This is a genomic window from Bacillus sp. AFS059628 (assembly GCF_002571225.1).
GTDB lineage: Bacteria > Bacillota > Bacilli > Bacillales > Bacillaceae_G > Bacillus_A.
Genome location: NZ_NVEC01000007.1, coordinates 14467 through 28103 on the forward strand (window position 1 = coordinate 14467; position 13637 = coordinate 28103).

The 13637-nt window shown below is 38.0% G+C and carries 14 protein-coding genes; 10 read left to right on the forward strand and 4 right to left on the reverse strand.

The genetic code is table 11. The features are described from left to right. Window positions 1-87: 87 nt before the first annotated feature. The 8 genes from pyrB to pyrE are packed head-to-tail and all read left to right on the forward strand — an operon-like array spanning window position 88 to window position 9601. A complete protein-coding gene (pyrB, locus tag COL05_RS04170) occupies window positions 88-1002 on the forward strand; it encodes an aspartate carbamoyltransferase (RefSeq protein WP_098667700.1) in 915 nt (304 codons plus the stop codon). Then, the gene (pyrC, locus tag COL05_RS04175) at window positions 986-2272 is read left to right on the forward strand and encodes a dihydroorotase (protein ID WP_001108374.1); all 1287 of its coding nucleotides are present in this window, start codon (window positions 986-988) and stop codon (window positions 2270-2272) included. Before pyrB ends, pyrC begins: the two co-directional genes overlap by 17 nt. Then, window positions 2269-3366, forward strand: a complete 1098-nt coding sequence (locus COL05_RS04180) for a carbamoyl phosphate synthase small subunit (RefSeq protein WP_000828682.1) — start codon at window positions 2269-2271, stop codon at window positions 3364-3366. Before pyrC ends, COL05_RS04180 begins: the two co-directional genes overlap by 4 nt. Continuing rightward, a complete protein-coding gene (carB, locus tag COL05_RS04185) occupies window positions 3351-6569 on the forward strand; it encodes a carbamoyl-phosphate synthase large subunit (protein WP_098667701.1) in 3219 nt (1072 codons plus the stop codon). The genes COL05_RS04180 and carB overlap by 16 nt, the downstream gene beginning before the upstream one ends. Next, window positions 6566-7345, forward strand: coding sequence for a dihydroorotate oxidase B electron transfer subunit (gene pyrK / locus COL05_RS04190; protein WP_000983359.1), 780 nt, complete (start codon window positions 6566-6568; stop codon window positions 7343-7345). Before carB ends, pyrK begins: the two co-directional genes overlap by 4 nt. Then, complete coding sequence (gene pyrD / locus COL05_RS04195) at window positions 7342-8271, forward strand: dihydroorotate oxidase B catalytic subunit (RefSeq protein ID WP_098667702.1); 930 nt, start codon at window positions 7342-7344, stop codon at window positions 8269-8271. Before pyrK ends, pyrD begins: the two co-directional genes overlap by 4 nt. Then, the gene (gene pyrF / locus COL05_RS04200; protein WP_098667703.1) at window positions 8256-8972 is read left to right on the forward strand and encodes an orotidine-5'-phosphate decarboxylase; all 717 of its coding nucleotides are present in this window, start codon (window positions 8256-8258) and stop codon (window positions 8970-8972) included. The genes pyrD and pyrF overlap by 16 nt, the downstream gene beginning before the upstream one ends. Then, the gene (gene pyrE, locus COL05_RS04205; RefSeq protein WP_098667704.1) at window positions 8969-9601 is read left to right on the forward strand and encodes an orotate phosphoribosyltransferase; all 633 of its coding nucleotides are present in this window, start codon (window positions 8969-8971) and stop codon (window positions 9599-9601) included. The genes pyrF and pyrE overlap by 4 nt, the downstream gene beginning before the upstream one ends. A gap of 37 nt (window positions 9602-9638) precedes the next feature. Here pyrE and COL05_RS04210 read toward each other — a convergent pair whose 3' ends face one another. The 3 genes from COL05_RS04210 to COL05_RS04220 form a co-directional block, all read right to left on the reverse strand. Then, window positions 9639-10316: an HAD family hydrolase gene (locus tag COL05_RS04210; RefSeq protein WP_098667705.1), complete on the reverse strand. Its 678-nt coding sequence runs from the start codon at window positions 10314-10316 to the stop codon at window positions 9639-9641. 22 nt (window positions 10317-10338) lie between these two features. Then, the gene (locus COL05_RS04215; RefSeq protein ID WP_048546061.1) at window positions 10339-10593 is read right to left on the reverse strand and encodes a YbeF family protein; all 255 of its coding nucleotides are present in this window, start codon (window positions 10591-10593) and stop codon (window positions 10339-10341) included. Between the two features lie 167 nt (window positions 10594-10760). After that, window positions 10761-12140, reverse strand: coding sequence for a hypothetical protein (locus tag COL05_RS04220; protein WP_098667706.1), 1380 nt, complete (start codon window positions 12138-12140; stop codon window positions 10761-10763). Window positions 12141-12338: 198 nt separating this feature from the next. Between COL05_RS04220 and COL05_RS04225 the strand changes: the two genes are divergently transcribed. Both COL05_RS04225 and COL05_RS04230 read left to right on the forward strand, forming a co-directional pair. Next, window positions 12339-12701 (forward strand): YoqO family protein, encoded by a 363-nt coding sequence (locus COL05_RS04225; protein WP_098667707.1) that lies wholly within the window; start codon window positions 12339-12341, stop codon window positions 12699-12701. 1 nt (window position 12702) lies between these two features. Next, entirely contained in the window at window positions 12703-13071 is a 369-nt protein-coding gene (locus COL05_RS04230; RefSeq protein WP_098667708.1) for a YoqO family protein, read from the forward strand. 32 nt (window positions 13072-13103) lie between these two features. Here the strand turns inward: COL05_RS04230 and COL05_RS04235 are convergent, their stop codons facing one another. Continuing rightward, entirely contained in the window at window positions 13104-13628 is a 525-nt protein-coding gene (locus COL05_RS04235; protein WP_098667709.1) for a DinB family protein, read from the reverse strand. Between the last annotated feature and the right edge of the window lie 9 nt (window positions 13629-13637).

Consider the following 13637-nt stretch of genomic DNA (forward strand, 5'->3'; position numbering starts at 1 on the left):
TCTCACACGACTAGGGTATTTTTATGCGAGGGTTGTTATAAAAATACGAAAGTGGTAACATAAAAATCAGAAAGATGAGGGATGACGATGAGCCATTTGTTAACGATGAGTGAATTATCGAAAGTAGAAATTTCAGAAATCCTAAAAGATGCAGAAGATTTTGCGAATGGGAAAGAGAGCAAAACGACAGGGCAAACTTTTGTTGCGAACTTGTTCTTTGAGAATAGTACGAGAACGAGATTTAGCTTTGAAGTTGCTGAGAAGAGATTAGGACTTGATGTTTTAAATTTTTCAGCTGATGCATCTAGCGTACAAAAAGGAGAAACATTATACGATACGATAAGAACACTAGAATCAATCGGAACAAAAGCAGTGGTCATCCGCCACGAGCAAGATCGCTACTTCAATGAACTAAAAGATCAGGTAAATATTCCAATCTTAAACGCTGGAGATGGATGTGGAAACCACCCAACGCAGTGCTTACTCGATCTTCTTACAATTAAACAAGAGTTTGGAAGATTTGAAGGGTTGAAGATTGCAATAGTAGGAGATGTTCGTCATAGCCGAGTAGCACGTTCGAATGCAGAAGCATTAACGAAACTGGGTGCAACAATTTACTTTGCAAGTCCAGAAGAGTGGAAAGATGAAGACAACACATTTGGAACATACAAACCATTAGATGAGCTTGTTCCAGAAGTGGATGTAATGATGTTACTTCGTGTACAACATGAGCGTCATGATCATTATGAAACAGACATTATGAAAGAGTATCATGAGAAACACGGATTAACAGTGGAAAGAGAACAGCGTATGAAAGAAGGAAGCATTATTATGCATCCAGCTCCTGTAAACCGAGATGTTGAAATTGCAAGTGAACTGGTTGAGTGTGAGCGTTCACGCATATTTAAACAAATGGAAAATGGAGTTTACGTAAGAATGGCTGTACTAAAACGCGCCTTACCAAATGTATTAGGAGGAATAAAACATGAATTACTTGTTTAAAAATGGTCGTTATATGAATGAAGAAGGAAAAATCGTAGCAACAGATCTTCTCGTACAAGACGGTAAAATCGCTAAGGTAGCAGAAAATATTACGGCAGATAATGCTGAAGTAATCGATGTGAACGGAAAGTTAATCGCACCTGGATTAGTAGATGTACACGTACATCTTCGCGAACCAGGTGGTGAACATAAAGAAACAATTGAAACAGGTACACTAGCAGCGGCAAAAGGTGGATTCACTACAATTTGTGCAATGCCAAATACACGCCCAGTACCAGATTGCAGAGAACATATGGAAGATCTGCAAAATCGTATTAAAGAAAAAGCGCATGTTAACGTACTACCATACGGAGCAATTACAGTACGCCAAGCGGGTTCTGAAATGACAGATTTCGAAACATTAAAAGAACTTGGAGCATTTGCTTTCACAGATGACGGTGTAGGCGTACAAGATGCTAGCATGATGTTGGCTGCTATGAAGCGTGCAGCGAAATTAAATATGGCAGTAGTTGCGCACTGTGAAGAGAATACTCTTATTAATAAAGGTTGTGTACATGAAGGGAAGTTTTCTGAGAAACACGGATTAAACGGTATCCCATCAGTATGTGAATCTGTACATATCGCAAGGGATATACTGCTTGCTGAAGCGGCAGATTGTCACTATCACGTATGTCACGTAAGTACGAAAGGCTCAGTACGCGTAATTCGTGATGCAAAGCGCGCTGGAATTAAAGTAACAGCAGAGGTAACACCTCATCACTTAGTATTATGTGAAGATGATATCCCATCAGCTGATCCTAACTTTAAAATGAACCCACCGCTTCGTGGAAAAGAAGATCATGCAGCATTAATTGAAGGTTTATTAGATGGAACGATCGATATGATTGCAACTGATCATGCACCGCATACAGCGGAAGAGAAAGCACAAGGAATTGAAAGAGCACCATTCGGAATTACTGGTTTTGAAACAGCATTCCCACTTCTATACACAAACCTTGTGAAAAAAGGAATTATTACATTAGAGCAATTAATTCAATTCTTAACAGAAAAGCCAGCTGATACATTCGGTTTAGAAGCAGGTCGCCTGAAAGAAGGTAGAACAGCTGATATTACAATCATTGATTTAGAACAAGAAGAAGAGATTGATCCAACAACATTCTTATCAAAAGGGAAAAATACACCATTCGCAGGTTGGAAATGCCAAGGATGGCCGGTAATGACAATCGTTGGTGGTAAGATCGCATGGCAAAAGGAGAGTGCATTAGTATGAAAAGACAACTTATCTTAGAAGATGGAACAGTATTAATTGGAACAGGTTTCGGAGGAGAAATCGAAAAGTCAGGTGAGGTTGTATTTACAACAGGAATGACTGGATATCAAGAAACATTATCTGATCCATCATATTGCGGTCAAATTGTAACATTCACGTACCCATTAATCGGAAACTACGGCATCAATCGAGACGATTTCGAATCGATTCACCCTTCTGTAAATGGTTTAATCGTAAACGAAATTTGTGATCACCCATCAAACTTCCGTAATGAAATTTCGTTAAATGACTACTTAAAAGAAAGAAACATCCCAGGATTAGCAGGGATTGATACGAGAAAATTAACGAGAAAAATTCGTCAATACGGTACATTACGCGGACGTCTTTGTAACATGGATGCAGATGTAGAATATATCGTGAGCCAATTAAAAGCGACAGTATTTACAGATCATGTAAAACGCGTATCAACGAAAGATCCATACCCAAGCCCAGGCCGCGGACATCGCGTTGTACTAGTAGACTTCGGTATGAAACATGGTATTTTACGAGAATTAAATAAACGTGATTGTGATGTAATTGTAGTTCCTTACAACACGACAGCTGAAGAAATTTTACGCCTTAGCCCAGATGGAATTATGTTAAGTAACGGACCTGGGGATCCAAAAGATGTACCAGAAGCAATTGAAATGTTAAAAGACATTATCGGTAAAGTTCCTTTATTCGGAATTTGCCTAGGACATCAATTGTTCGCTCTAGCATCTGGTGCGAATACAAGTAAGTTGAAATTCGGTCACCGTGGTTTAAACCATCCAGTAAAAAATCTTGCAACTGGAAAAGTAGCAATTACATCTCAAAACCATGGTTACGCAGTAGAAGAAGAATCAGTTGAAAATACAGAACTTGAAATTACACATGTTGCTTTAAATGATGGAACAGTAGAAGGTCTTCGTCATAAGAAGTTCCCAGCATTTACAGTTCAATACCATCCAGAAGCTTCAGCAGGACCAGAAGATGCAAATGATTTATTCGAAGATTTCTTAACAATGATTGAAAACTTCAAGAAAGAAGGGGAAGAGTTATGCCAAAACGCCTAGACATTAACACAATTTTAGTAATCGGATCAGGACCAATTGTAATTGGGCAAGCAGCGGAGTTTGACTACTCTGGAACACAAGCTTGTCAATCTCTTAAAGAGGAAGGTTACAAAGTAATCCTTGTTAACTCTAACCCAGCAACAATTATGACAGACACTGCAACAGCAGATAAAGTATACATTGAGCCTTTAACATTAGAATTCGTAAGCCGAATCATTCGTAAAGAACGTCCAGATGCAATCTTACCAACATTAGGTGGTCAAACAGGTCTAAATATGGCTGTTGAACTTGCAAAATCAGGTGTACTTGATGAGTGCGGAGTTGAAATTTTAGGAACAAAATTATCAGCAATTGAGCAAGCGGAAGATCGTGATTTATTCCGTACATTAATGCAAGATTTAAATGAACCAACACCACCAAGTGAAATCATTCATAACCTTGATGAAGCATATGGCTTTGTAAATGAAATTGGTTATCCAGTAATCGTTCGCCCAGCATTCACATTAGGCGGAACGGGCGGCGGAATTTGCCATAACGAAGAAGAGTTAATTGAAATCGTAACAAGTGGTTTAAAACATAGCCCAGTAACACAATGTTTATTAGAGAAAAGTATCGCTGGCTGTAAAGAAATTGAATATGAAGTAATGCGTGATTCAAATGATAACGCGATTGTAGTATGTAATATGGAAAACATCGATCCAGTTGGTGTTCATACAGGTGATTCAATCGTTGTAGCACCGAGCCAAACGTTAAGCGACCGTGAATACCAAATGTTACGTAACACTTCATTACGAATTATTCGTGCACTAGGAATTGAGGGTGGATGTAACGTTCAGCTTGCACTAGATCCATATAGCTTCCAATACTATGTAATCGAAGTAAACCCACGTGTAAGTCGTTCATCTGCACTAGCATCTAAAGCAACTGGATATCCAATTGCGAAATTAGCAGCGAAAATTGCAGTCGGCTTAACATTAGATGAAATCGTAAACCCAGTAACACAAAAAACGTATGCTTGCTTTGAGCCAGCATTAGACTATGTTGTTTCAAAAATTCCACGCTGGCCATTTGATAAGTTTGAATCAGCGAACAGAACACTTGGAACGCAAATGAAAGCAACTGGTGAAGTTATGTCAATCGGACGTAACTTAGAAGAATCATTATTAAAAGCGGTTCGTTCTTTAGAACTTGGCATTTATCACCTAGAATTAGACCACTTAAAAGAACTTGATAAAGAAACAATGAAAAAACGCATTATTAAAGCAGATGATGAGCGACTGTTTATCGTAGCAGAAGCGATTCGTCAAGGTGTAACGAAAGAAGAAATTAACGAATGGTGTGAAATGGACTTCTTCTTCTTACAAAAAGTTGAAAACATCGTAAATATGGAACGCGAAGTAAAAGCAAATGTAGGAAATATGGAAGTACTACAAACTGCGAAAGAAATGGGCTTCAGTGATCATTACATTGCAGCAGCTTGGAACAAAACGGAGCGCGAAATTTATGATATGCGTAAAGAAAATAATATGACGCCAGTATTCAAAATGGTAGATACTTGTGCGGCAGAGTTTGAATCTGCAACACCGTATTACTACAGCACATACGCTGATGAGAACGAATCAATTGTAACAGATCGTAAGAGTGTAGTAGTTCTAGGATCTGGTCCAATCCGCATTGGTCAAGGTGTTGAGTTTGACTATGCAACAGTTCACTCAGTATGGGCAATTAAAGAAGCTGGATATGAAGCAATTATCATTAACAATAACCCAGAAACTGTTTCAACAGACTTCAGTATTTCTGACAAATTATACTTTGAACCATTAACAATCGAAGATGTAATGCACATCATTGATTTAGAAAAACCAGAAGGTGTTATCGTTCAATTCGGTGGACAAACGGCAATTAACTTAGCGGCGAAATTAGAAGAACATGGTGTGAAGATTTTAGGAACATTACTTGAAGACTTAGACCGTGCAGAAGATCGTGATAAATTCGAAGCTGCTTTAACAAAACTGGGTATCCCACAACCAGTTGGTAAAACAGCAACGACTGTAGAACAAGCGGTAGCAATCGCTGAAGAAATTGGTTACCCAGTATTAGTAAGACCATCTTACGTACTAGGTGGACGTGCGATGGAAATCGTATACCGTCAAGAAGAACTACTGCACTACATGAAAAATGCAGTTAAAGTTCACGCAGATCACCCAGTATTAATCGACCGTTACATGGTTGGTAAAGAAATTGAAGTAGATGCAATTTCAGACGGTGAGAATGTATTCATTCCAGGTATTATGGAACATATTGAACGCGCTGGAGTTCACTCTGGTGACTCAATTGGAGTATATCCACCACAAAGCTTATCTGAAAAATTAAAAGAACAAATTATTGAACATACAATTGCACTTGGAAAAGGATTAAACATTGTTGGATTACTAAATATCCAGTTTGTAGTATTCAAAGATCAAGTGTACGTAATTGAAGTAAATCCACGTGCGAGCCGTACAGTACCATTCTTAAGTAAAATTACTGGTGTACCAATGGCAAACGTTGCAACGAAAGTTATTTTAGGGCAAGACCTAGTAGAGCAAGGATACGGAACGGGCTATCACCCAGAAGAGAAAGAAGTATATGTAAAAGCTCCGGTATTCTCATTCGCGAAACTACGCTCAGTTGATACAACATTAGGACCTGAAATGAAATCAACAGGGGAAGTAATGGGTAAAGATTTAACGCTTGAAAAAGCATTATACAAAGGGCTAGTTGCTTCTGGAATTAACATCCCAACGCACGGATCAGTAATCATTACTGTAGCGGATAAAGATAAAGAAGAGGCGATGGAAATTGCAAAACGTTTCCATGAAATCGGCTATAACTTATTAGCAACAGCTGGAACAGCACAATCGTTAGAAGAGAAAAATATTCCAGTACAAGTTGTAAACAAAATTGATTCTGAAGAATACAACTTACTAGATATTATCCGTCAAGGAAAAGCACAGTTTGTAATCAATACGCTAACAAAAGGTAAACAACCAGCGCGTGATGGTTTCCGCATTCGCCGTGAATCAGTAGAAAATGGTGTAGCTTGCTTAACATCACTTGATACAACGAGAGCAATCTTACGAGTATTAGAATCTATGACATTCTCAGCTCATTCAATGAAAGAAATTACGCAAACAAAGCGTCACGAGGTGGTACATGCATGATGCAAAAGCAAAATATGATCGTCGTTAATCAAAAAGAAATCGCAAAAAACATTTACGAATTAGTGCTTCAAGGAACATTAGTACAGCAAATGAACGAACCAGGGCAGTTTGTACACATTAAGGTAGCAGAGGGCATTGCGCCCCTTCTGCGCCGCCCGATTAGTATTTGTAATGTAGATCAAGAGAAGAACGAATTTACAATGCTATACCGTGCGGAAGGACAAGGGACAAAAACATTAGCAACTAGAAAACAAGGGGAAATGGTAGATGTACTAGGACCATTAGGACACGGTTTTCCTGTAGAAGAAGCAGAAGCTGGTCAAACAGCTTTACTCGTAGGCGGGGGAATTGGTGTACCACCACTTTATGAATTATCGCAGCGCCTCGTTGCAAAAGGTGTACGTGTTATTCACATCTTAGGTTTCCAAACGAAAGATGTAGTTTTCTATGAAGAAAAATTTGCAGAGCTTGGTGATACGTACGTTGCGACAGTAGACGGTACACACGGTACAAAAGGATTTGTCACAGATGTAATTGATAATTACGGAATTGACTTTGATATTCTTTATTCATGTGGTCCGTTAGCGATGCTTCGTGCATTAGAAGGACGTTACAAAGAGAAAAAAGCCTATATTTCATTAGAAGAACGTATGGGCTGTGGTATTGGAGCTTGTTTCGCATGTGTATGCCACTTACAAGAAGATCCAAGTGGACATTCTTACAAGAAGGTGTGTAGCGACGGACCAGTATTTCCAATCGGGGAGGTTGTACTATGAACAGATTGCAAGTTGAATTACCAGGATTATCATTAAAAAATCCAATTATACCGGCATCTGGATGCTTTGGATTTGGTCGTGAATATGCACAGTTTTATGATTTAAGTGTACTAGGATCAATCATGATTAAAGCGACGACAGAACAACCACGTTATGGAAATCCGACGCCTCGTGTTGCTGAAACACCGGGCGGCATGTTAAATGCAATCGGACTTCAAAACCCAGGGTTAGAAAAAGTAATGAATTCTGAATTACCATGGTTAGAAAAATTTGACCTTCCAATCATTGCGAACGTTGCAGGCTCACAAGCTGAGGATTACGTAGCGGTTGCAAAGGAAATTTCTAAAGCGCCTAATGTCCATGCACTAGAATTAAATATTTCTTGTCCGAACGTAAAAACAGGTGGTATCGCCTTTGGTACAAATCCTGAAATTGCTGCTGATTTAACGAAGCGAGTAAAAGAGGTTTCTGAAGTACCTGTATACGTGAAGTTGTCACCGAACGTGGCAAACATTGTGGAAATTGCAAAAGCGATTGAAAATGCAGGTGCCGATGGTTTAACGATGATTAATACATTGCTTGGTATGCGTCTAGATTTAAAAACAGCTAAACCAATTTTAGCAAACCGTACAGGTGGATTATCAGGTCCTGCGATTAAGCCAGTAGCAATTCGTATGGTACATGAAGTAAGCCAAGCGGTTAACATTCCAATTATCGGAATGGGTGGCATTGAAACAGCGGAAGATGTAATTGAATTCTTCTACGCTGGCGCAAGCGCAGTTGCAGTAGGGACAGCGAACTTTATCGATCCGTTCGTATGTCCGACAATTATTGAAGAATTACCAGCGTTACTAGATGAATTAGGATTTGATCACATTTCGGAATGTCAAGGAAGGAGCTGGAAGCAAACATGTCACAGTCGCTAATCGTTGCACTAGATTTTCCAGGGAAACAAGATGTAGAACAATTCTTGCGCCACTTTGAAGGGGAAGAGTTATTTGTCAAAGTTGGTATGGAGTTATTTTACAAAGAAGGCCCTGCAATTATTACGTACTTAAAAGAAAAAGGACATAAGATTTTTCTAGATTTAAAACTTCATGATATTCCGAATACAGTAAAAAGCGCTATGCGTAGCCTAGCTAGTCTAGATGTTGATATGGTAAATGTTCATGCTGCTGGGGGAAGCAGTATGATGAAAGCTGCGATTGAGGGATTAGAGGAAGGTAAGCAAGAAGGAAAAGAGAGACCGATTTGTATTGCAGTTACACAACTAACAAGCACTTCGGAAGCGATGATGAAAAAAGAGATCGGCATTGAGAAAACGTTAGAAGAAGCGGTTGCTCATTATGCAAAATTAACGAAAGAAAGTGAACTTGATGGCGTTGTTTGTTCAACGCTTGAAGTTCCAAAATTACGTGAAGTATGCGGAAATGAATTTGTAACAGTAACACCGGGGATTCGTCTTGCAAGCGATGATGTAAATGACCAGGTGCGCGTAGCAACACCGAAACGTGCGAGGGAACTTGGCTCAAGCTACATCGTAGTTGGACGTAGTATTACAAAAGCAGAAAATCCGCTTGAAGCGTATAAAACAGTAAAACAACAGTGGGAAGGTGTAACAGTATGAAAAAAGAAATCGCATCGCATTTATTAGAAATTGGAGCAGTATTTTTACAACCGAATGATCCATTCACATGGTCTTCAGGTATGAAATCACCAATTTATTGTGATAACCGTTTAACTTTATCTTATCCAAAAGTACGTCAAGCGATTGCAGCTGGATTAGAAGAGTTAATCAAAGAGCACTTCCCAACTGTAGAAGTTATTGCAGGAACAGCAACTGCTGGTATTGCGCACGCTGCATGGGTAAGCGATCGTATGGATTTACCAATGTGCTACGTACGTAGTAAAGCAAAAGGTCACGGTAAAGGGAACCAAATCGAAGGAAAAGCTGAAAAAGGTCAAAAAGTAGTAGTAGTAGAAGACTTAATTTCAACTGGCGGCAGTGCAATTACATGCGTAGAAGCACTTCGCGAAGCTGGTTGCGAAGTATTAGGAATCGTATCAATCTTCACATACGAGCTTGAAGCAGGAAAAACAAAACTAGAAGCAGCGAACGTAGCATCATACTCTTTAAGCGACTACAGTGCATTAACTGAAGTTGCAGCAGAAAAAGGTATGATCGGACAAGCTGAAACGAAAAAATTACAAGAGTGGCGTAAAAATCCAGCTGACGAAGCTTGGATCACAGCGTAACACGAAAAAAAGACCGCGGGGGAACGCGGTCTTTTTTTTATATTATTGTTAAAACTTCATGTAAAGAACAGATAGTGGGAACATTACACTTGAGTTGCAAGTTATCCCGATTTAACCATATCCCTTTCATTCCGGCTACTGTACTACTAATTGCATCTATTTCTAATCGATCGCCAATATAATAGCAATCTTTCATTTCAAGATTTGATTGTAATACAGTTCGTTGAAAAATTTGAGGATCTGGTTTTGATATACCAATTTCACTAGAAGCAAATATGTATTTGAAATATTGTAGAATGTTTAGGGCAGTTAACTTTTCGACTTGTTGCTCATATTCACCGTTGCTAATGATACCTAATGAGTGCCCTTCTTGCTGTAAAGTCTGCAATGTATAGTGTACATCTTCAAATGCTGCCCAGTTGTTCTTATATAGTTCTATATATTGATTGAATTTATGCTGAGATTCCTCGGGTGATAAGTTTACTCCATATGTTTTAAATAAATGATACATTCGCATCCTTTGTTGTTCTGGGAAAGATAATTCCTTGGATAAAAATTTGTTGAAATATACCTCTGATAATTCACGCCAGACTTCTGTTGCTTCTAATTCATTGCCTGAAAAAATAGTATTATATATTTGAAAAAAATCTATAATACCATTTCTTTCAGCAGTCTCATAATCAAGTAGAGTTCCATCAATATCAAAGAAAATCATATGATAATCTCCTTGCTAACAACTATTTAGCGTTTTCTGCAACCTCATATCCTCTTACAAATAATAGTGTCATATAAGAAACAATAAATGAGAAGATGCTGTACATGCCAACCCAAAAGAAGAATTTTGGAGTGAAGGCGATAACACCTATTATTAAAAAACTAGCAAACGTTACAATCGGCATTACGTAATACGTTTTCGTCTTGCGCGTTCCAATAACAGAAATGATAAAGATAAGTAATGGACAAATTAATAAGACGAAAATCAATTCATTCATAGTTATGTCTCCTTTTCTAATGGAAGTAATCTATTTCTCGTAAACGTTTTAAAATAAATACTCTCTTAATATAACTTCGCTAACATGTATATAATCCCTTTGGAAAGTCAGTAATAAATTGCTGGATCTCACAATAAAAAACGTAAGCAAGAGAACACTTGCTTACGTTATAAAATAAACATCGCAACGATCGTGGTGACAATTAAGCCAATTACAACTGGTAAAAAGTTTCGACGTGCGAGTTCAAATGGATCCACTTTACAAATGGCAGCGGCAGGAATAAGTGCCCAAGGAATTAAAGTCCCGCCTCCGGTCCATATGGCAGCAATTTGCCCGAGTGCTGTTAATGTAGCTGTTCCATGCCCAAGTGCTGTTCCGAAAAGATTGGCAATCGAACCAGCAAGTGATATACCAGAAAAGCCAGATCCATCTAATCCTGTTATGACACCAACGATGGTTAATGTTCCCGCTGATACATATTGATTTAAAGGAACTGTTTGAGACAAAGCGATTCCTAAGTCGTTAATGATTCCATGTGAACCTTTCGGTAAATAGTCCCCGATAATTTTTACAAAACCGCTATCTCCTAAATAAAAGAGTGCAGCAATTGGGATAACTGGACCAAAAATTTTAAAGCCCAATTGGAGCCCTTCTATAAAATAATCGGTCGTTTTATTTAGTCCATTACCTTTGTAGGCGATGAGAGAAATGATGATAATCATAATAACAGTCGTTCCGCCGATCAGTGCAGTTGCATCGCTTCCTTGTAGCTTAAATTGAATCATGCAAAGGATATCGATGGCATATACGATTGGAATGCAAATAGCGAGCCATTTTTTTGTCCGAGGGGATAATGAAGTGAGCGTTTTAGAAGGCGCAGTTGATGGAATAGATTCTCGCATCGATAAGCCTGTATGAAATTCTTTTCGTAAGAAGAAAAATGCGACGGAAGTTGTCACAATGCCCATAATAATTACGAGAGGGACACTGGCAGAAACAACGCTAGAAACAGGAAGGCCAGCAGCATCCGCAGTTAATTTCGGTGCACCTTGAATAACGAAGTCACCAGATAAGGCAATGCCGTGTCCGAATAAGTTCATAGCAATTGCCACTCCAATTGGGGGAAGACCAACGCGTACAGCGACCGGTAATAAAATAGCTCCCATTAAGGCGACAGCGGGAGAAGGCCAAAAGAAGAAAGAAATTGTCATCATTAAAAGGCCGATCATCCAATAGGCGAGGGTAGGGGTACGAATCATCTTTGTAAATGGTGAAATCATCTCCATTATCGTATGAACGAGTAGATTACTCATTGATACGATAATGGAGATGATTAATATAGTTGGTAATAGTTCAGTAATAGCGTAAATGAAACTTTGAAAAATACCGCTAATGGCAAGAGGGATAGAACTTGTAGCAGTTAATGCTAACAAAAAGATAAAAACGATACAAATGATCGTCGTATCTTTCCGGAGAATAAAAAAGATAATAATAGTGAGTAAACAAATAACATAGAGAGCGTGTAATAGCGTTAATTCAACTCCCATAACATTCACATCCTTAGGCGTTCGTGTAGTTTATTGTATGAAAGCAGTGAAAGTATGTGAAAGTATGTGAAAGTATGTGAAAGTATGTGAGTGTAAGGAACAGAAAAAAGGTGAAATTTCATGTACTGCAATGGTAAGAATAGTAAATGGATGTTACAATACAATTAATCCTAAAAATGGAATTTGAGGAGGGGTTATGTGCAAAAAATTGGATTTTGGGGATTCGTTATATCTTGTAGTCTATTAATCATTTTAAACCTATTTACAAATAATGAATGGAACAGTATTATACCTGTTTTCGGGTTTGTATTTATACTTTTATATAACTGGGAAGATATGAAACAATATAATAATAAAAGTATCGGAATTATGATAGGTAGTATTGTTGTTTGCTCATTTTTCGTAGGGTTTATTTTAATAGAAGGGCAGAAGCAAATGGAGAAAATGTCTATTTTTCAAGAGTGGATGTCTTCTGCAAAGGGGCTTTATATTGTCATTGTAGTTGTTGTTTTTCTAAGGATTGTTATAAAGACAGCAAGTTACATATTAAAGGGGAAGTAGAATGAGAGAGAAAATAGGTTATTATGGTGTGCTCGTTTGTTTACTATTATCAGTTATTTCAGGGCAGTTTCTTAAAAGTGAATGGATACCAATTATATTATGTATAGGAGTATTGATTTTTGCACCTATGTATCGTTGGAATGAATGGAAAGCATATAGCCGAAAAAAGAAAATTGTTTTCAGCATAGAGTTTGTCATTATCATTAGCACGATTCCATTTTTGTTATTGAAAGGAAATGAGGTCATAGACGGAATTGTAATGTTTCAAGGGTGGCTGTTTATTGCAAAATTGATATATTTAATATGCATTTTAACGTTGTTAGCGGTAGTCGCCAAAAAAGTAAATGAAAAGCTATTCGCTAATGAATAAAAGAAAATGCCACCTTATTCGGTGGCATTTTCTCATTTTACTGAATGAGCTTTTTGCATCTTTTTAACTAAACGAATTTGTCCGCGATGATTGATTTCATCTTCAAATACATGAAACCATTTAAAGTAGTTATTTGCTGGTTTGTCATACCAAAAGTCTGTCGTTTTAAATAGCCATTCATCAGGTAACGATTGAAATGTTTCAATCGTTTTGGAACGTACTTCTTGTAATGTATTGATATAAAATTCTATAGAGTTTCCTTTTATTTTCTCGCGTCCATGATCTTCTAACTCGAGGCCAGGTAACCATTGTTCTAGTTCAGCCTCCGTTGGTTCGCGGTCTTCAAAAGTATGAATCTGGTAGTAAAATTCAACAGCAGCCATGTGATATAATAGCATGCCGATTGAATTTGCTTCCTTATCATATAAATAATCAAGTTCTGCCATTGTTAAATTTTCCACCGCTTGCATTGTTGTATAGCGAACGTAATTCATCATGGAAACAAGTTTGGAAAATTCAGGATGTAAACCATCTATTTTATCGATTACAAAGTTCAATTACAATCC